Consider the following 17,954-nt stretch of genomic DNA (forward strand, 5'->3'; position numbering starts at 1 on the left):
CTCTAATTTACATAACTTTTTACTTTGTTTTTATTTCGCTTTGTGTTTTAGTACCAACTTAAATAAACAAACCGAGAGGGAAAATAATGTTTAAATTAATAACAAAAACTATAGCTGCAGTAGCTATTGTTTCAGTTGCTTTATTTGGCTCTGCTAACGCAAAGACTTTAAAGATTGAAACGCACTTTACTGCTAATTCACCAAATGGTGAAGTTGCAGCACAATTCGCTAAAAACGTAGAAATGTTTTCTGGTGGAAGCTTAAAAGTAGAAATGTTTTATTCATCTTCAGTTTCAGGAAAATCTGCTGAGGTATTTAACTCTGCACAAACTGGAATTATTGACTGTGATATGACTGGTGCTGGTTACCAAACTGGTAAAAATGCAGCATTTCAATTTGCAGGTGATGTAATGGGTGGATACGATACCCCTTATCAACAATACGATTTCTTAAAGTTCCCAGGAGCTCAAGATGCTGTTGATAATCTTTACAACAAATACGGAATGACGCTTATTGGTTGGTGGATACCTGGACATGAGTCACTTATTTCAAGTGTTCCAATTCCAGATGTAGCATCTATCAAAGACTTTAAATTTAGATCACCTCCAGGAATGGAAAGTATGATTTTTGCTGAGTTAGGCGCTAAACCAATCGTAATGGATTTCGGTGAAGTCCCTACTGCGTTACAAACTGGTCTAATTGATGGTGCTGACTATTCTAGTCTAGCAACTAACACTGCAGGTGGACACTATGAGCAAAATAAATATGCTACATATCCTGGTTTCCACTCTATGCCAGCTGACCACTTAGCTTGTAATTCTAAAGTTTGGAAAAAACTTAAGAAGCATGAAAAAGGTGCTATGAAAGCTGGAATAGAAATTGCTGGTAGAACTATCACTAGCTTAGTTGAGAGAAAAAACGCTGAAGCTGTTAAACAATTAATGGCTGAAGGTGTTACTCTTCATGACTGGGCTCCATCAGAAAGAGCTAAGTTCAGAGCATCTGCATTAAAAGCTTGGGAAACTTGGAAGACAAAATCTCCTGAGGCTGCTCAACTTATAGAAATGCACAAAGCTTACATGAAAGCTAACGGTATCCTATAATTATAGAATACAAGAAATCTTGAAGGGCCTGAAAAGGCCCTTCTTTTTTAAAATTTTAAATTTATGCTAGATAAATCTTTACAAGAGCAAACAGAAAAAGTTGCAAGCAAAGATAATTTTCCAATAACATGGGTAGATAGAATTACCTTATTCATAAGTCATACAATTAAATACTTAATTCCAGTTATTGTGGCTGTGATGATGTATGAAATTTTTATGAGATATATAATGGAAAAACCTACGATGTGGGTAAATGAACTATCTTTATGGCTTGCTGGTATTATTTATTTAGTTGGTGGAATATATGCAACAAGACTGAGAAGCCACATTAGAATTGTAATGTTATATGATTATGTAAGCAGACCAACACAAAGAGTTTTTGATGTAATAAGCACCTTTGTAATTGTCACATTTGCAGCTGCTGTAGTTTATGGAGGTTGGGAAGACGCACATAGATCGTTTACTACATGGGAGAGATTCGCAACTTATTGGGATCCACCAATTCCTGCAATTATGAAACCACTAACATTGTTATGTGTATTTCTTATTGCAGTTCAGTCAGTAAATAATTTAATTATAGATTGGAAAAATCCAAAAGAAAAACAATACGACCCAGCTAAAGATTTAAAATAAATGGATATAGGAACACTTTCATTAATAGTTATATTTGGACTAATAGCCCTCATCTCAATAGGAGTTCCTCTTGGTTTTGCATCTGGTTTTATGGGTGCAGTTATAGTGATTGTACATATTGGTGAACATGCCCTTGGTATATTGCTAACTAGATATTATTCGCTTGTTGTTACTTATTCTTTTTTATCTGTTCCTTTGTTTATATTTATGGCCTCCTTGCTTGAACGTTCGAACATAGCGAGAGACTTGTATGATGCATTAAATGCATGGTTAAGAAAAACTAGAGGTGGAGTAGGAGTTGTAACGGCAATAATGGCAACACTCATGGCTGCGATGAGTGGAATTATTGGAGGAGAAATAGTTTTATTAGGATTGATTGCATTACCCCAGATGTTGAGATTAAAATATGATCAAGACATGTCTATTGGAATTATTTGTGCATCAGGTTCTTTAGGTACAATGATACCACCATCAATTGTTTTAATTATTTACGGTTTAACAACTCAAACTTCTATAACGATGTTATTTCAAGAAGCGATAGTACCTGGTTTAATGATTTCAGGTTTAATTATTTCATATATTCTTGTTAGGACAAGATTGCAGCCTCATCTAGCACCTTTAAGTGATGAACCGGCTTTAACTTTTAAAGAAAAGATGTCATACCTACCAGGACTTTTACCACCGATTGCAATAGTTGTAATAGTTTTAGGTTCGATTTATTCTGGTATCACAGGAATTACAGAAGCAGCTGGCATGGGTGTTGTTGCAACTTTAATAATAATTACTGGAAGAAGAGAGCTAACATGGTTTTTATTTAGAGACGCTTTAGTAAGAACTTTTAAAGCTACAGGAACAATTTTAACAATTACTTTTGGTGCAACTGTACTAGCAGGGGCATATTCACTTGCAGGTGGTCCTACTTACGTTGCAGAAATGATCTTAGCTTATGATTTAAGACCTATGTATCTAATTTTTATGATGCAAATAATGTTTTTAATTTTAGGTGCATTTATGGATTGGGTTGGAATTGTCTTATTAGCAATGCCAGTTTTTCTACCAATAGTACTTACACTTGGTTTTGACCCTATATGGTTTGGAATTTTATTCTGTGTAAATATGCAAGTTTCTTTCTTAAGTCCACCATTTGGTCCAGCAGCGTTTTATCTAAAATCTGTTACACCACCACATATATCTTTAACAGATATTTTTAGAGGATTTGGTCCTTTTATTGTAATCCAATTAATTGTTTTAGCTTGTGTGATGTTCTTTCCAGAATTTACCACACAAAATTTCCACGAGTTCAAACCAAAATAGATGAAAAAGATTGGGTTTATAGGGATAGGCCTAATGGGTCTACCAATGGCAAAAAACTTATTAAAAGCAGGTTATGAGCTTAAAGCTTTTAACAGGACTGAAAGTAAGGCCGAACCATTAAGAGAGTTTGGTGGAAAAATATCTAAATCTATTGAAGAAGTGGTGAGTGATAATGATGTTGTTATTACAATGTTAACAGATGATAGCTCTGTTGATGCGGTGATGAATAGTCAGGAATTTTTAGATAACCTAAAGGTTGATGCTACAGTAATTGATATGAGTTCGGTTAAACCTACAACAGCAATATCTCATGGAAATAATTTAAAATCTAAAAAAATAAATTATTTAGATTCTCCAGTTTCAGGAGGAACCATAGGTGCGGAGGAAGCATCTTTAGCAATTATGGTTGGTGGAGAGCAAAAAGTTTTTGATGATGCTTCAGATGTTTTAAAAGCAATGGGTAACCCAACTTTAGTTGGTCCATTATCAAGTGGTCAAGTTTCTAAACTTGCTAATCAAATTATTGTTGGTTTAACAATAGGCGCTGTTGCAGAAGCAGTAACACTTTGTGAAAAAGCAGGAGCTAATCCAAATAAAATGATCAAAGCTTTGTCAGGTGGTTGGGCAGATAGTAAAATTCTTCAAACACATGGAAAAAGAATGATTGAAAAAGATTTTACACCAAAAGGAAGAACTTCAGTGCACTTAAAAGATATGAATAATATTCTAGAATGCGCTAATAGTTATAATACTCATTTACCTATTTCAAATTTAGTCAAAGAAATGTATAAAAGTCTTGTCGAAAATGGACACGGTGAAACAGACCATAGTTCACTTTACAAAGAAATTGAAAGGATAAATAAAAAATGAATAGAAGATTAGAAAGTAAAAAAATTATAGTAACAGCTGCAGGTCAAGGAATTGGAAAAGCAACTGCAATAGCATTTCATAATGAAGGAGCCCATGTTACTGCAACAGATTTAAATGACAAAACATTAGCTGATTTAAATAAAGAATATCCTAATATTAAAGTTAAGACTTTAGATTCAACAGATAATGATGCAGTTTTAGAATTTTCAAAAACTTTAGACAAAGTAGATGTATTATTTAACGCAGTTGGTTTTGTTCATCATGGATCTATTCTTGAATGTGAAGAAAAAGATTGGAACTTTTCTTTTGATGTGAATGTTAAATCTATGTACCAAATGTGTAAAACAATTTTACCCTTAATGGTTAAGCAGAATGGTGGAAGCATAATTAATGTCTCGTCATGTGCCTCAAGTTTAAAAGGGTTTCCAAATAGATTTATTTATGGAACTACAAAAGGAGCGGTAATTGGCTTAACTAAATCAATAGCTGCAGATTTTGTAAAACAAAACATTAGATGTAATTCTATTGCACCAGGAACGGTATTTTCACCTTCATGGCAAGATAGAGTTAATCAAAGCCCAGATCCAGTTCAAGCTAAGAAAGATTTTATAGCAAGACAGCCTATGGGAAGATTAGGAACTGCAGAAGAAATAGCAGCTGTAGCTGTTTATTTAGCAAGTGATGATGCAACATTTACAACAGGAACTACAATTTCTGTTGATGGTGGAATTTCAATTTAATTAATAAAAATAAGGAGAACTATGAAATTATTAAGAGTAGGACAAAAAGGAAAAGAGAAACCAGCAGCCTTAGATTCAGAAGGTAAAATTAGAGACATCAGTTCACATCTTAGTGATTTAAATCCTGACTATGTCAACTTTGATATAATATCCAAATTACAAAATGTAGACTTGTCGTCACTTCCAGAACTGTCTTTAAGTGAGAGAATAGGTTCTTGTATCACTAAGCCAGGTAAATTTGTTGCGATAGGTTTAAATTATTCTGACCATGCAGCTGAAACGGGTGCTGAAGTTCCATCAGAACCAATAACATTTATGAAGGCTACAAGCTCAATTAATGGACCAAATGATAATATTGAAATTGTATCTGGTTCAACTAAACTAGATTGGGAAGTTGAACTTGGAATTATTATAGGTAAAGAAGCTAAACATATTTCGGAAGATAAAGCACAAGATCATATACTTGGATATTGTTTAGTTAATGATATTAGTGAAAGAGAATGGCAAATTGAAAAAATGGGTCAATGGGTTAAAGGGAAATCTCATGATACTTATGGACCAATTGGACCTTACTTAGTTACTAAAGATGAAATTGCAGACATTAATAATCTTAAAATGAGCCTAGATGTAAATGGCAATAGAATGCAAACAGGAAATACGAGTACGATGATATTTAATGTTAATGTTATTGTTTCTTATGTTAGTAAATTTATGTCTTTACAAGCAGGAGATATAATTACTACAGGAACTCCTCCAGGAGTAGGCATGGGAATGAAGCCTCAACAGTTCTTAAAAGCTGGAGACACAATGAAATTATCAATAGAGAATTTAGGAGAGCAAAACTCTAAGGTTGTTGCTATATAGTTAATTGTGAAAATAACTTCTATTAAAAGTCATGTACTTAGATATGAGTTAGATAGTGAATTAGGTTACTCACAGCAATATTATAAACATCGTACAGCCCATCTTGTAGAGGTTCAAACTGACGAAGGTATTACAGGGTGGGGAGAATGTTTTGGACCAGGTAATATTGCTCTAGCAAATAAATATATTGTTGAAAAAGTTATCCAACCATTAGTTGTTGGTGAAGACCCTTTAAATAAAGAATATATTTGGCATAAAGTTTACAATTTACTTAGAGATAGTGGGCAAAAAGGAATGCCTATTCAAGCACTATCAGGCATCGATATAGCTTTATGGGATATTCTTGGTAAGAAAACTAAAACTCCTCTTTATCAGTTAGTTGGTGGAAAGTGTAATGATCAAATTCCTGTTTATGGATATGGAATGATGTTACAGAAAAAATCAGTTGATGAGTTAGTTGAATTATTCAAAGAAGAGGCAAAACAAATTAAATCCAAAAACTTTAAAGCAATGAAAATGAAAATTGGACTAGGTCCAAAAGAAGATCTTAAGTTAGTTCAAGCAGTTAGAGAAGTAATTGGAAAAGATTTTAAATTAATGGTGGATGCAAATCATGCTTATAATGTAAATGATGCTTTGTATGTTGGAAGAGGTTTGGATGAATTAGATATTTTTTGGTTTGAAGAGCCAGTAGCACCTGAAAATTATGATGGATACAAAGAATTAAAACAGAAAATAAATACTAATATTGCTGGTGGTGAGGCAGAATTTACAAAATACGGTTGGAACGAGTTAATTAAAAATAAATGTATTGATATCGCTCAGCCGGAAGTTTGTGGGCTAGGTGGTATTACTGAGTATTTAAAAGTATCAGCAATAGCTCAGGCAAATTTTATTCCAGTTATAAACCATGTTTGGGGATCAGCTGTAAGTATTGCTGTTAACTTACATCTGCTAACAGCGCAGCCTGATATGCCAGGTGGATTATTCCCATCAAAATCAATGTTAGAATTTGATACAACAGAAAAGAATATCTTTATTACTGATCTCCCTCAGGAAGATTTTTCTATTTTAGATCAAGTAAAACAAAATAATGGATTTGCCTCAATTACTGATAATCCAGGTATTGGAATAACACCTAATGAAAATTTTATTAAAGAATTCGAAGTTTATGAGTAAAATTCAAACGTCAGAACCAAAAACACTTTGGAAACTAAAATGCAAATTGGGTGAAGGAACTTTGTGGGTTAAAGAACATAATTCAATATATTTTGTAGACATTAAAAAAAAACAAATTTGCATTTTAAATACTAATAATAATAAAAAAAAAATATTTAAAGTTAACAAGGAAATAGGATTTTTAGCACATATTAGAGATAATATTTTTATTCTAGGACTTCAAGGGGAATTGCGAATTCAAAATTTAAAATCAAAAAAAATTATTAAATCAATCTTGATAGAGCCAGATATTAAATTAAACAGAACTAACGATGGTAAAACAGATCCAGCTGGAAATTTATGGTTTGGCACAATGGATAACTTAGAGAGAAAAATTGAAAAGGGATCATTATACAAATTAGATAAAAATTTAATACTTACTAAAGTTGATACTAATTACATGATTACAAATGGTCCCGCTTTTATTGATCAGTACAATTTTTATCATACAGACAGTAGTAAAAAATTAATTTATAAAATTAAGATTAATAAAAAAGACAAAATTATAAGTAAAAAAATATTTAAAAAATTCCCTATAAAAGATGGTTCACCAGATGGAATGACACTAGACAAGAATCAAAATTTATGGGTAGCTCATTATCATGGTGCTTGTGTCTCTGTTTTCAATAAAAAAGGAAACTTGATACATAAAATTGAACTTCCAGCAAAAAATATTACTAATTGTACATTTGGAGGTAAGAAAAATTCTGAAATTTTCATTACTTCAGCAACAAAAGGAATGAATGCTAGAGAGTTGAAAAAATATAGTTACTCTGGATTTTTATTTAGTGTAAAAACTAATACGAGAGGATTTTTACAAAAAAAATTTATTTTAAGTAATGAAAAAAAGAGATCTTTACTATGAAAGAATACCTACTAAGCTTTTAAGAGAAGATATAAGGTTATTAGGTACATTTCTGGGGAGAGTTATAAGAGATCAAGAAGGTTTAGCTTTTTATAAAATAGTAGAAAGATTAAGGCTTTTATCAAAAAACACCTTATTAGATAAAAATAAAAGCAAAGTTTTTTTAAAAGTCTCAAAAGAAGTTAAAAAACTTAAACCAAAAGACATTTTTAGATTAACCCGATCATTTTCGCATATTTTAAATTTAATGAATCTGCAGAGTCTCTGGACGCATCTAGAAAACTGAATGAATATGAAAATCCTTACTTTAAAAATAAAAATCAAAATATTTTTATTGAAGATATAATAAAAAATCTTTTTAAAAATAAAAACATTTCCAATAATAAGATTTATGAACAAGCCACAAAACTAGATATAGGAATAGTACTCACAGCGCATCCAACTGAAGTTAAAAGAAGAACTTTAATTCAAAAATATGCAAATTTAATAGAATTAATGGAGCAGAGACATCTTTATAAAAAATACCCATCAAAAATACTAGAAATAGACAGAAAGATTTATACTGAAATTACAGTTATTTGGAAAACAGATGAATTGAAAAGATCAAAACCCTCACCACTTGACGAGGCTAAGTGGGGCCTGGCAGTAATAGAAGATAGTTTATGGGATACAATTCCAAAAGTTTATAAAAGATTAAATGATATTTTTAGAAAAAACTTAGGTAAAGATTTGCCACGTGGATATAATCCTATTCAATTTGGTTCTTGGATGGGTGGTGATCGTGATGGCAACCCTAATGTTACTGCCGATGTTACAAAAAAAGTAATTTTATTTTCTAGATGGCAAGCAGCAAAATTATATGAAAAAGAACTTACAAAACTAATTCAAGATTTGTCCATGAAAGAATGCTCTCCTAAGATTAAGAAAATTGCAGGTAATAGCTTTGAGCCATACAGAGTTTATCTTAGACCTATTAGAGACAAGATAAGATTAACTTATCAACTAATTGAAAAACATCTAAATAATAATAAATCATTAAATGAGAAAAAATTACTAACAGATAAAAATGAAATCTTAAAACCATTAAGAGAAGTTAGGGAGTCATTAAATTTAAATCGTGGTCAACATATTGCTAATGCAGATTTACTGGATCTTATTAGAAGAGTACGGTGCTTTGGAATAAATCTTGCTAGACTTGATATAAGACAAGAGTCATCAAGACATCAAAAACTCATTTCTGATGTTCTAAATAAAAAATACAAAATTAATTTTTCTGGCTTAAGTGAAAGTAAAAAAATTAATTTATTAAACCTATTAATTAAACAAAAAAAATATTTTATTAATAATCTAAAAATTAAACATAAAGATAATAAAGAAGTCTGGAATACCTTTAAACAAATATCAAAAGAACCTGAGCAATGTATGGGAGCGTATGTTATTTCCATGACTTCAAAGGCATCAGATATTTTATCAGTCTATTTTTTACAAAAACAAGCTGAAACTAAAAATTTATTAAGAGTAGTACCACTTTTTGAAACTTTAGATGATTTAAAAAATGCCAAAAGTGTTATGGAAAATATCTTCAAATTATCTTGGTATCGAAGGCTTATTAATCATAAACAAGAAGTGATGATTGGATATTCAGACTCTAGTAAGGATGCTGGAAAATTATCTGCCAGTTGGCATCAATACAAACTACAAGAAGAATTAAGAAATCTCGCAAAGAAATATAAAATAGATCTAGTATTTTTTCATGGAAGAGGCGGATCTGCAGGAAGAGGAGGTGGACCCATTCAGGCAACACTTAAATCACAACCTGCTAATACAGTTAATGGCAAAATTCGAATTACTGATCAGGGAGAGGTTATTCAGCAAAAATATGGTTATAAACCTTTAGCTGAATACAATCTTTGTAGCTATATAGGTGCCGTTATGGATGCCTCTTTAAATCCCCCACCAAAGTCTAAAAAAAACTGGCGCCTATTAATTGAAAAAATGTCAGAAATAGCAACATCTTCATATAGAAAAAATTTAATCAAAGTGAAGATTTTATAAGATATTTTAAAACTGTTACACCACATAAATCTTTAGGTAAACTTGCTATCGGTTCAAGACCTGCAAAAAGAAAGAATGTAGATAATATTCAAAGTTTAAGAGCAATCCCTTGGGTTTTTGCCTGGACACAAATTCGATTAATGTTGCCTGCGTGGCTAGGAACGACAGAGGCACTTAAGATATGGGTCAATCAAAAAATTTTCTAAAACACTAACTGATATGGAAAAAAACTGGCCATATTTTGTGTCTACTATGGATATATTAGATATGGTAATTACAAAAGTAGATCCTGAAATTTCAATTATATATGAAAATCATTTAGCTGACAGTGCTTTAAAAAGAATTGGAAAAAAACTTCGATTTCAATTTGACGCATTGGTAAAATTACACAACAAGATTACACCTAAAGAGGTATTTAAAGAAAGAAAAGAATTTAGAACAGCTTTATTTATAAGAAACAATTATACAGAAACTTTAAATATATTACAGGCAACTATTATGAACAAAATTACATAATAATAAATATAAAAAATTAAATAAAAAATTTCTTGATGATGCCTTAATGACATCTATTGCAGGTATCTCTGCTGCTATGAAAAATACAGGATAAATGATTGAATTATTAATTGCCTTTGGGGCAGGACTTATCAGTTTTTTATCTCCATGTGTTTTACCTTTAATACCTGGTTATGTTTCTTTTATTACTGGAAACTCTTTGAATGAATTTTTAGAAAGTAAAAAAATTAATTTAAGACCCTTGATATTATTCACCTTAGGTTTTTCTTTTGTTTTTATTATCTTTGGGGCAACTGCTTCTTACTTGGGGCAAGTATTGCTACAAAATTCAGAAACATTAAGAATAATTGCAGGTTTAATTATCATTATATTTTCGCTTCAATTAATTGGTATTTTAAATATTAATTTTTTAAATTTCGAAAAAAAAATTTATACCAAAAAAAATAATAATATTTTGTTTTCATTTATTATTGGAATGGCTTTTGGTTTTGGATGGACACCTTGTATTGGGCCAATCTTGGGTTCAATTCTTGCATTAGCTTCTACAGAAGAAACTATTTAAAAGCTATAATTTTACTTTTAGCTTTTATTCTCTTGGGTTAGCGATACCTTTCATTTTATCAGGTTATCTAATGCAAAGATTTTTGATATTTTCTAAAAACTTCAAAAAGAATATTAATTTAGTCACAAAGGGTGGAGGTGTAATACTTTTAATAACAGGAGCTCTAATTTTAACAAACCAATTGCAAATACTAGGCTACTATATTTTAAACTATTTACCCTTTTTGCAAAACTTCGGTTAATAGGTTAATAACAATCTATACTTATGAAAATTTATCAAATTGACTCAAGTGCCAGAAAAGAAGGATCAAGCTCAAGAGCATTAGCAAAAAAATTATTAGATAAAATCAAAAAACCAGGTGATGAAGTAATTTATAGAGATTTAGATGACGATATGCTTTTTGTTAGTGGTTTAACTGAGTCTGGAATGAAGATTGCAGAAAAAGACCAAACCGAAGAGCATAAAAAAATGTTTGAACTATCAGATAAACTTGTAAGTGAATTAAAAGAAAGCGATATCATTATAATTTCAGCGCCAATTTACAATTATGGGCCTCCTGCAACTCTTAAAGCTTGGTGTGACCTAGCAGCAAGAATTGGAGAGACTTTTAGGTTTAAACCTAATGGGAGAAGAGAGGGATTACTTAAAAATAAAAAAGCTTATTTAGTAATTACTTCAGGTGGAACTAAATTAAATAGCTCAGAGGATTTTTTAACTCCATGGTTAAAATTTATATTAAATTTCTTTGGAATTGAAAAAGTTGAAGTAATAAGTGCTGATCAAATGGCGTTAGATTATGAGAAATCAATTAAAGAAGCTGAAAAACAAATTGAAAATATAATTTAATGAATTTATTAAATAAGAAGGATTACAAGTTATATTCTAACTTTCTGAATACCCTAGCAAAAGACTTAAATAAATTTTATTTTTCAAAACTTAATAAAACTTTCTGCTATATCCAACAAACTTAAAGGTAAAGGCTATGATCCTGTTACAAGCTCTGACAAAGCATTTGAAAAATTTATTAGACTAAAGATTAAAAAAAAATTTCCAAGTCATCAAGTTATAGGTGAAGAATTTGGTCACAAAAAATCAACTAGTGATTACACATGGATCATAGACCCGATTGATGGAACAAGATCATTTGTAATAGGCAATCCAACATGGAGCAATTTAATATCTCTTAATTTTAAAGGTATGCCCGTTGTTGGTTTAGCAAACTTTCCAATACTAAACAAATATTATTTAAATTTTGATAATAAAAATTCTTTTGTTTTTGAAAAAGGCCAAAAAAGAAAAATCTCTGTTTCAAAAAATATACCATTTAGTAAGATAAAAGTATCAGGAGCATTTCATGGAGCGGTCTCTCTTAAACAACAAATGAAAATTCCAAAAGTTTTAAAATTAATGCAATTTCCAACTGCAGATGCATTAAGTTACTCCCATTTATGTGAGGGGAAAATTGATGTTGTCTTTCAGGCTACCAATAAAATTTGGGATATTCACCCATTGATGCCAATTATAAAAGCTGCAGGAGGTATTGTTTCAACATGGGATAATAGAGACGCAGTTAATGCTGGAAATATTTTAGTTTCAGCTAATCAATCTATTCATAATAAAATGCTTAAGCTTTTAAAACCAGTTTCAAAATAAATGCATACAAGAGCAAAAAAAATATTAGATTTTTGGTTTAAAGACACTCCACCAAAAAAAAGATTTCAAAAACATAAAGATTTTGATGAATTAATTAAAGAAAACTTTTTAAAAGATTATGAATTAGCAAGTACAAATGAATATGACGATTGGCAAGACACTTCCCTTGGATCTTTGGCTCTAGTTATTTTATTTGATCAATTTTCAAGAAATATGTTTAGAGATGATCCAAAAGCTTTTATCCAAGATCATAAAGCAAGGTTGATAGTTAACGATTCTGTTTATGCAGGCTTTTTAGATGAAATGGATCAAGATCAAAGATTGTTTATGATATTACCACTAATTCACAGTGAAGAGATCACAGATCATGATATGGCCTATTATCTACTGGATAAATTCTTAAAAGATCATCCAGGTTTAATCTCTATAAAAAAATCTTGGAAAGATCACACCTTAGTAATAAAGAAATTTCATAGATATCCTCATCGAAACTTAGTGTTAGGTAGAAAATCTACTCCTGAGGAAATAGAGTTTCTAGCTCAACCAAATTCATCCTGGTAAAATGTTCACTAAGTGAACAAATAAAATAAGCTATCCAATCTTTGCATTGCTGTAGTGACAATATGTCATTTCAATATTGAAATTTGCTGTCTATAAGGAGTTGATAGAATTCAAAAATTAACATTATCTTCTCTCTCTATTAGATAGTTAATATTAGCTTCCCTCGTAAGAGGGAAGTTTCTTATTGTCAATATCCTCACTGAATAATATAAATTTTAAATGAATTTCAAATTTGTTTATAAAATATGTACCAAATCTGAATGGCAAGAGATTAAGAAAAAAGGTCAATTAACTGGTTCTAAAAAAGATTTAGAAGATGGTTACATTCATTTTTCTGGTGATGATCAAATTGCTGGAACTCTTAAAAAATTTTACCTAAATCAAAAAGATTTAATTTTATTAAAGATAGACACTTTAAAACTAGATCATTTAGTTTGGGAACAAGCTTCAGATGGAACTATGTTTCCACATTTATATTCGTTGCTAGATATTTCTAATGTTGTTGATGAATTTGATATTACTTTAGATGATGATGGTACTCACGTTTTGCCATCTGTTTTTTAACTTTTTTTTAAGGGGTTCACCCTTTCAGAAAGCCCAAAAGAGTTCCCCTATAAGTTAGCGGTATACGCCAAAATCCATAATAATGGACTTTATATTTTTTCGATCTTAATTAGTCTTTGATTATTTAATCACACCAGTTATGTGTCAGGTGGTGATAAATTCATAATCGACCTCCTTTATATACATTTACACAATAACATTTTCAAACATTGCATTCAAAACATTTATTTTACTTTATGTTAAATATATTTATTGAATTAAATTTTGATAAATAATAAAGTTTCGATAATTTAAAAAACTCTTCTTACAATATTTTTTTCCGTAAAATTTTTACAATTCTTTTATAACTAATCTTTCGAGGCAATTTTATTAACTAGAGGTCTTATAATTGGAGCCAAAGTAATAGCTGCAAATAATGCTACAGGAAAAGCAAATAACCAAGAGTTAAAATATCTTTCAATAAAACCATCACCAATGCCAGTGTTCACCGCAGTAACAACACCACTCATTATAACGCTCATTCCAAATGACATAAAAATCATAAATAAAGTTTGAGAAAATTTTTTTGAAATCATAATTAATTATTTCCTAACAAGTTAACCATTAACACACCTATAATGATCAAACCTAAACCAATCATTGAATAAAGATTTGGCATTTGATTAAATCTAATTATACCAACAATTACAGTTGAAATAATTGTTAAGCCTGCAAACGATGCATAAGTTATTCCCATCGGGATATTTTTCATCACCATAGATAATGCATACATACATAAAACAATGGTAATGGCTGTAATAATACTTGGAATTAGAAGAGTGAACCCTTCAGCACTTTTTGCAAAACTATTTGAAGTTACCCCTAGAACAACTGCTAGGATTAGAAATCCATATGAAGTAGCATGTTCTAATAACACTAAATGAAATCTTTTTAAAATTATATAACTACTTTAAAACCTTCAAAATCATCTGTTTGCAATCCTACATCATCCATTAAAATTGGGGGGCAATTTCAACTATAAATTTCCTTTGGAAGAACCTGTAGGATCTTTGTGAAAAGCACTAATTGAAATGATATTAGATTTTGTCCAGTTAATAAAGTCACTCTCGTTTGATTCCATTCACTATGAACAATATAAAGAGAGTTATATAACCAACATTCTTTATTTACCTCACCTTTGAATAAGTTGAATTTCTTAAAGCCTTTTACACCACTCATAGCCCATTGTTCACTGATTTTTCCATAACTGTTTCAAATTCATTTTCTTTGCCAAGCATAATTTGAAGTCTACTTTTTGCTAAATACATAAATTATCCTTATTTATTTATTATTTAAAGTTGGGACACTCCATGATAGCAAATTCCAACTCTATTAATTAAAGAGGTTTATCTTACAATCCATATGTTAAAATATACATGAAGCATTACTGACGTGACAAATAGTGGTTTCTATTTCCATTTCTTATCTCCTTTTAGTTTATTACTTTACCAACCCATTACTCTGCCATTACCAGCAATACTTCAGAGACAAGTTTAGAACATGAAGCAGAACCCAGAATGTTCTACAAGCTAATGCTTTCTTCACATCTGTTTGTTTAATAGGTAAAAACTTCCTGTAGATAAATGAATTGTAACTCCTTTATCTTTTAGACTTTTATTATCACTTAATTTCCGATACCAATTGGCATTTATCCAACTTGTTTTCATAGCATCCATATTTTTAACCAACGTCCTGCTTCACCTGCTTAGGCATCATAATTTTAACATTTTGTATTATTTATTAATTTTGTAACTCCGTTTATTGTAAATGAATTTACAAAATAAAGTTCAATTTTAGAAAACTGCGCCATTTTTTTTGCTTCTGGATTATCCATATATTCACGCATAGCATTTGAATAAGGATATCAAAAATAGCATAACATTAAGGTTTATCTTCTTCGTGTCCAATGAAGATCTTTTTTATTCCAGCATTTTCTCTATTAGTGTTATCTCCTAAGACATACACTTTATTGAATGAAATCCCACTAATCATATTTAATATAATTTCATTTTTACTTTCTAATAAACTACTTAGTTTACCTAAAGATTCTTCTGATTTTGCTTATAGTTCCTTCACGCAACTTTCTTTAATTGTTTTTGAAGACTTCCATACCTTTTATCTCTGACATTTTTGCATCTTGTCAAAATTATCATCTTAAACATTTTGCCATCATTGGGCAAGAACCACAAAAGAACTTGTGAAAAGTATTTTTTTCTAAGCAATCCCATGCTTTACCTAATATCTTTTATCATATTTTCCTTTTGTCTTGCATTATATTAACCTCACATAGTATTCAAATTAATAAATTTTGATTTATAACCAATATTTGTCACTTGCATGTGCAAAAAATGACCCAACTAGTTATTTAAGATTTTTAAAGACTAATATTTTTATTATATTATTTATGATTGAAAAATTTAATGGAATTTTTTACTTAATTTTATTCTCTATTCATTTTTTAGGCTTGGGTTTCTATGCTTATCAAATGATTATTGGTAACAAAAGATATAGAGAAAAATTTCAAATCGATGAGACAGCTGCAACCATCATGCGTATGACAGGTGCAATATTCCTAGGTTCTTTTTTGATGGCTATATATGTTATGTTTGTTAGACCAAATGGTGTTGAAGGAACGTGGGCATTTTTTAATTTAGTTTTTGTGCAAAACCTTTGTGTATTAATTGTTAATACTTACTCAATTAAGATTGATAAAACAGGCATGAGAAACGACTCTAATGAAGCTGTAATCGCTCCTTTAGTTTTTACAATTATTAGTGCAGTTCTTTGCTATGGATTAGCAGATAAAATTTATATGTATTAAAGCCAGTTAGGAAAAGGCAAACCTTTTTCTTCTAGAAATTTTTTATTAAACATTTTAGTGGCGTACTTTTCACTTTTATCACAAAGAATTGTAACGATAGTTTTTCCAGGACCCAGTTCTTTACCCATTCTAATCGCACCAGCAATATTAATTCCACAGCTAGTACCAAGGCTTAAACCTTCATTTTCAATCAAATCATAAAGTATAGGAAGCGCTTCATTGTCATCAATAGAGTAGGCGTCATCTATTTTAGCATTTTCAAAATTTTTTGTTACTCTACTTGAGCCAATACCTTCAGTAATTGAGCCACCCTCAGATTTTAATTCACCATTTTTTATATAATTATAAAGAGCTGAGCCTTTAGGATCGGATAAAAATATTTTAATATCCTTGTTCTTTTCTTTAAGAGCATTACTTACTCCTGAAATTGTTCCACCTGTTCCAGACGAACATACAAATCCATCAACTTTACCTTCAGTTTGTTCCCAAATTTCTTTACCTGTTGTTTCATAATGACCCTTGGCATTTGCAACATTGTCAAATTGGTTAGCCCAAACAACTCCGTTGTTATTTAATGGTCTTAATTCATCAGCAAGTTTTGCTGCAACTTTTACAAAGTTTGCATCATCTTTATAAGGTTTAGCTGGAACTAATCTTAAATCAGCACCAATATTTCTAAGTAAATCTTTTTTTTCTTGAGTTTGGTTATCATTCATTACAATTATTGTTTTATAACCAAGTGAATTACCAAGTAGACATAAGCCTATTCCTGTATTACCAGCTGTACCTTCAACAATTGTTCCACCTTTAGAAATTAATTTTTTTTCTTCAGCATCTCTAATTAATGTAAGGGCCGCTCTATCTTTAACAGATCCACCTGGGTTCATGAATTCAGCTTTACCATAAATATTACATCCAGTAATTTCTGATGCAGCTCTAAGTTTGATTAAAGGAGTATTACCTATTCCTGAAATAAAATTGTCTTGAATATTTTTCATTAGCTTGAAGTGTCTTTATCTACCTCTTCTACAGCATAAGGTTTAAATTCCTCAGTTGCAGTACCAACATTTTTAGCAGGTATTCCAACCATTACTGCATTTTCAGGAACATCTTTAGTAACAACCGCATTAGCTCCAACTTTAGCGTTTGCACCTATTATTACAGGTCCCAAGATTTGAGCACCAGAACCAACAACAACACAATCATTTAATGTTGGGTGTCTCTTAACTTGTCTTTGATCATTTGAATTAATACTTGGAGATATTCCACCTAATGTTGCCATATGATAAATAGTTACATTATTTCCAATTTCAGAGGTTTCCCCAATTACAACACCCATACCATGATCAATAAATAAATTTCTTCCAATCTTAGCACCAGGGTGAATTTCAATTCCAGTTAAAAATCTTGATAATTGTGAAATTATTCTTGCTAACAAATGAAACTTAGCAAGGTGAAAAAAATTAGCAATTCTATGAAAAAAAACTGCTTTAACACCTGGATAAGTTAAAATTAAACTTAACTTAGATTTTGCCGCAGGATCTCTATCTATTATAGATTGTAAAAAGTCATTCAT

At 30.5% G+C, this 17,954-nt stretch carries 21 protein-coding genes and 1 pseudogene; 18 read left to right on the forward strand and 4 right to left on the reverse strand.

Features of this window, described 5'->3' with window-relative positions:
* The first annotated feature begins 86 nt into the window (after positions 1-86).
* The 17 genes and pseudogenes from dctP to ABXT72_RS02395 all read left to right on the forward strand — a co-directional run bounded on the left by dctP (position 87) and on the right by ABXT72_RS02395 (position 13,518).
* A complete protein-coding gene (gene dctP, locus ABXT72_RS02315) occupies positions 87-1,103 on the forward strand; it encodes a TRAP transporter substrate-binding protein DctP (RefSeq protein WP_415278802.1) in 1,017 nt (338 codons plus the stop codon).
* A gap of 63 nt (positions 1,104-1,166) precedes the next feature.
* Positions 1,167-1,736, forward strand: a complete 570-nt coding sequence (locus ABXT72_RS02320; protein ID WP_415278804.1) for a TRAP transporter small permease subunit — start codon at positions 1,167-1,169, stop codon at positions 1,734-1,736.
* Positions 1,737-3,050: a TRAP transporter large permease gene (locus ABXT72_RS02325; RefSeq protein ID WP_415278805.1), complete on the forward strand. Its 1,314-nt coding sequence runs from the start codon at positions 1,737-1,739 to the stop codon at positions 3,048-3,050.
* Positions 3,051-3,920, forward strand: coding sequence for an NAD(P)-dependent oxidoreductase (locus ABXT72_RS02330; protein WP_415278807.1), 870 nt, complete (start codon positions 3,051-3,053; stop codon positions 3,918-3,920).
* Complete coding sequence (locus ABXT72_RS02335) at positions 3,917-4,660, forward strand: SDR family oxidoreductase (protein ID WP_415278808.1); 744 nt, start codon at positions 3,917-3,919, stop codon at positions 4,658-4,660. Before ABXT72_RS02330 ends, ABXT72_RS02335 begins: the two co-directional genes overlap by 4 nt.
* 21 nt (positions 4,661-4,681) lie before the next feature.
* On the forward strand, positions 4,682-5,524 hold the full coding sequence (locus ABXT72_RS02340) for a fumarylacetoacetate hydrolase family protein (protein ID WP_415278810.1): 843 nt from the start codon (positions 4,682-4,684) through the stop codon (positions 5,522-5,524).
* A 6-nt stretch (positions 5,525-5,530) separates the two neighbouring features.
* Positions 5,531-6,703 (forward strand): mandelate racemase/muconate lactonizing enzyme family protein, encoded by a 1,173-nt coding sequence (locus ABXT72_RS02345; protein ID WP_415278812.1) that lies wholly within the window; start codon positions 5,531-5,533, stop codon positions 6,701-6,703.
* On the forward strand, positions 6,696-7,607 hold the full coding sequence (locus ABXT72_RS02350) for an SMP-30/gluconolactonase/LRE family protein (protein ID WP_415278813.1): 912 nt from the start codon (positions 6,696-6,698) through the stop codon (positions 7,605-7,607). Before ABXT72_RS02345 ends, ABXT72_RS02350 begins: the two co-directional genes overlap by 8 nt.
* Positions 7,582-9,662: pseudogene (locus ABXT72_RS02355) on the forward strand (phosphoenolpyruvate carboxylase). The gene ABXT72_RS02350 and the pseudogene ABXT72_RS02355 overlap by 26 nt, the downstream one beginning before the upstream one ends.
* Complete coding sequence (locus ABXT72_RS02360; protein ID WP_415279156.1) at positions 9,659-9,868, forward strand: phosphoenolpyruvate carboxylase; 210 nt, start codon at positions 9,659-9,661, stop codon at positions 9,866-9,868. Before ABXT72_RS02355 ends, ABXT72_RS02360 begins: the two are co-directional and overlap by 4 nt.
* Positions 9,869-9,881: 13 nt before the next feature.
* Positions 9,882-10,178 (forward strand): phosphoenolpyruvate carboxylase, encoded by a 297-nt coding sequence (locus ABXT72_RS02365; protein WP_415278815.1) that lies wholly within the window; start codon positions 9,882-9,884, stop codon positions 10,176-10,178.
* A 94-nt stretch (positions 10,179-10,272) separates the two neighbouring features.
* Positions 10,273-10,740: a cytochrome c biogenesis CcdA family protein gene (locus ABXT72_RS02370; protein WP_415278816.1), complete on the forward strand. Its 468-nt coding sequence runs from the start codon at positions 10,273-10,275 to the stop codon at positions 10,738-10,740.
* Between the two features lie 70 nt (positions 10,741-10,810).
* On the forward strand, positions 10,811-10,981 hold the full coding sequence (locus ABXT72_RS02375; protein ID WP_415278818.1) for a hypothetical protein: 171 nt from the start codon (positions 10,811-10,813) through the stop codon (positions 10,979-10,981).
* Positions 10,982-11,004: 23 nt separating this feature from the next.
* On the forward strand, positions 11,005-11,586 hold the full coding sequence (locus tag ABXT72_RS02380) for an FMN-dependent NADH-azoreductase (RefSeq protein ID WP_415278819.1): 582 nt from the start codon (positions 11,005-11,007) through the stop codon (positions 11,584-11,586).
* Between the two features lie 108 nt (positions 11,587-11,694).
* Positions 11,695-12,393, forward strand: a complete 699-nt coding sequence (locus tag ABXT72_RS02385; RefSeq protein ID WP_415279157.1) for an inositol monophosphatase family protein — start codon at positions 11,695-11,697, stop codon at positions 12,391-12,393.
* Positions 12,394-12,954, forward strand: coding sequence for a DUF924 family protein (locus ABXT72_RS02390; protein ID WP_415278820.1), 561 nt, complete (start codon positions 12,394-12,396; stop codon positions 12,952-12,954). It begins immediately after the preceding gene.
* Positions 12,955-13,173: 219 nt separating this feature from the next.
* Complete coding sequence (locus tag ABXT72_RS02395; protein ID WP_415278821.1) at positions 13,174-13,518, forward strand: DUF952 domain-containing protein; 345 nt, start codon at positions 13,174-13,176, stop codon at positions 13,516-13,518.
* Positions 13,519-13,865: 347 nt separating this feature from the next.
* Here the strand turns inward: ABXT72_RS02395 and ABXT72_RS02400 are convergent, their stop codons facing one another.
* Complete coding sequence (locus tag ABXT72_RS02400; protein ID WP_415278822.1) at positions 13,866-14,093, reverse strand: DUF2798 domain-containing protein; 228 nt, start codon at positions 14,091-14,093, stop codon at positions 13,866-13,868.
* 2 nt (positions 14,094-14,095) lie between these two features.
* Positions 14,096-14,434 (reverse strand): DMT family transporter, encoded by a 339-nt coding sequence (locus tag ABXT72_RS02405; RefSeq protein ID WP_415278823.1) that lies wholly within the window; start codon positions 14,432-14,434, stop codon positions 14,096-14,098.
* Positions 14,435-15,961: 1,527 nt separating this feature from the next.
* On the opposite strand from ABXT72_RS02405, the gene ABXT72_RS02410 reads away from it, so the two are divergent.
* Positions 15,962-16,378, forward strand: a complete 417-nt coding sequence (locus ABXT72_RS02410; protein WP_415278825.1) for a hypothetical protein — start codon at positions 15,962-15,964, stop codon at positions 16,376-16,378.
* Here ABXT72_RS02410 and ABXT72_RS02415 read toward each other — a convergent pair.
* Positions 16,375-17,376: a cysteine synthase A gene (locus ABXT72_RS02415; protein WP_415278826.1), complete on the reverse strand. Its 1,002-nt coding sequence runs from the start codon at positions 17,374-17,376 to the stop codon at positions 16,375-16,377. The two genes, ABXT72_RS02410 and ABXT72_RS02415, sit on opposite strands and share 4 nt — an antisense overlap.
* A complete protein-coding gene (gene epsC, locus ABXT72_RS02420) occupies positions 17,376-17,954 on the reverse strand; it encodes a serine O-acetyltransferase EpsC (protein WP_415278828.1) in 579 nt (192 codons plus the stop codon). Before epsC ends, ABXT72_RS02415 begins: the two co-directional genes overlap by 1 nt.

It is taken from the genome of Candidatus Pelagibacter sp. Uisw_094 (assembly GCF_047729535.1).
Classification (GTDB): Bacteria; Pseudomonadota; Alphaproteobacteria; order Pelagibacterales; family Pelagibacteraceae; genus Pelagibacter.

Coding starts and splice junctions, on each gene's coding strand:
- dctP (WP_415278802.1), top strand. CDS start 87: ATGTTTAAATTAATAACAAAAACTATAGCTGCAGTAGCTATTGTTTCA.
- ABXT72_RS02320 (WP_415278804.1), top strand. CDS start 1,167: ATGCTAGATAAATCTTTACAAGAGCAAACAGAAAAAGTTGCAAGCAAA.
- ABXT72_RS02325 (WP_415278805.1), top strand. CDS start 1,737: ATGGATATAGGAACACTTTCATTAATAGTTATATTTGGACTAATAGCC.
- ABXT72_RS02330 (WP_415278807.1), top strand. CDS start 3,051: ATGAAAAAGATTGGGTTTATAGGGATAGGCCTAATGGGTCTACCAATG.
- ABXT72_RS02335 (WP_415278808.1), top strand. CDS start 3,917: ATGAATAGAAGATTAGAAAGTAAAAAAATTATAGTAACAGCTGCAGGT.
- ABXT72_RS02340 (WP_415278810.1), top strand. CDS start 4,682: ATGAAATTATTAAGAGTAGGACAAAAAGGAAAAGAGAAACCAGCAGCC.
- ABXT72_RS02350 (WP_415278813.1), top strand. CDS start 6,696: ATGAGTAAAATTCAAACGTCAGAACCAAAAACACTTTGGAAACTAAAA.
- ABXT72_RS02365 (WP_415278815.1), top strand. CDS start 9,882: ATGGAAAAAAACTGGCCATATTTTGTGTCTACTATGGATATATTAGAT.
- ABXT72_RS02370 (WP_415278816.1), top strand. CDS start 10,273: ATGATTGAATTATTAATTGCCTTTGGGGCAGGACTTATCAGTTTTTTA.
- ABXT72_RS02375 (WP_415278818.1), top strand. CDS start 10,811: ATGCAAAGATTTTTGATATTTTCTAAAAACTTCAAAAAGAATATTAAT.
- ABXT72_RS02380 (WP_415278819.1), top strand. CDS start 11,005: ATGAAAATTTATCAAATTGACTCAAGTGCCAGAAAAGAAGGATCAAGC.
- ABXT72_RS02390 (WP_415278820.1), top strand. CDS start 12,394: ATGCATACAAGAGCAAAAAAAATATTAGATTTTTGGTTTAAAGACACT.
- ABXT72_RS02395 (WP_415278821.1), top strand. CDS start 13,174: ATGAATTTCAAATTTGTTTATAAAATATGTACCAAATCTGAATGGCAA.
- ABXT72_RS02400 (WP_415278822.1), bottom strand. CDS start 14,093: ATGATTTCAAAAAAATTTTCTCAAACTTTATTTATGATTTTTATGTCA.
- ABXT72_RS02410 (WP_415278825.1), top strand. CDS start 15,962: ATGATTGAAAAATTTAATGGAATTTTTTACTTAATTTTATTCTCTATT.
- ABXT72_RS02415 (WP_415278826.1), bottom strand. CDS start 17,376: ATGAAAAATATTCAAGACAATTTTATTTCAGGAATAGGTAATACTCCT.
- epsC (WP_415278828.1), bottom strand. CDS start 17,954: ATGAATGACTTTTTACAATCTATAATAGATAGAGATCCTGCGGCAAAA.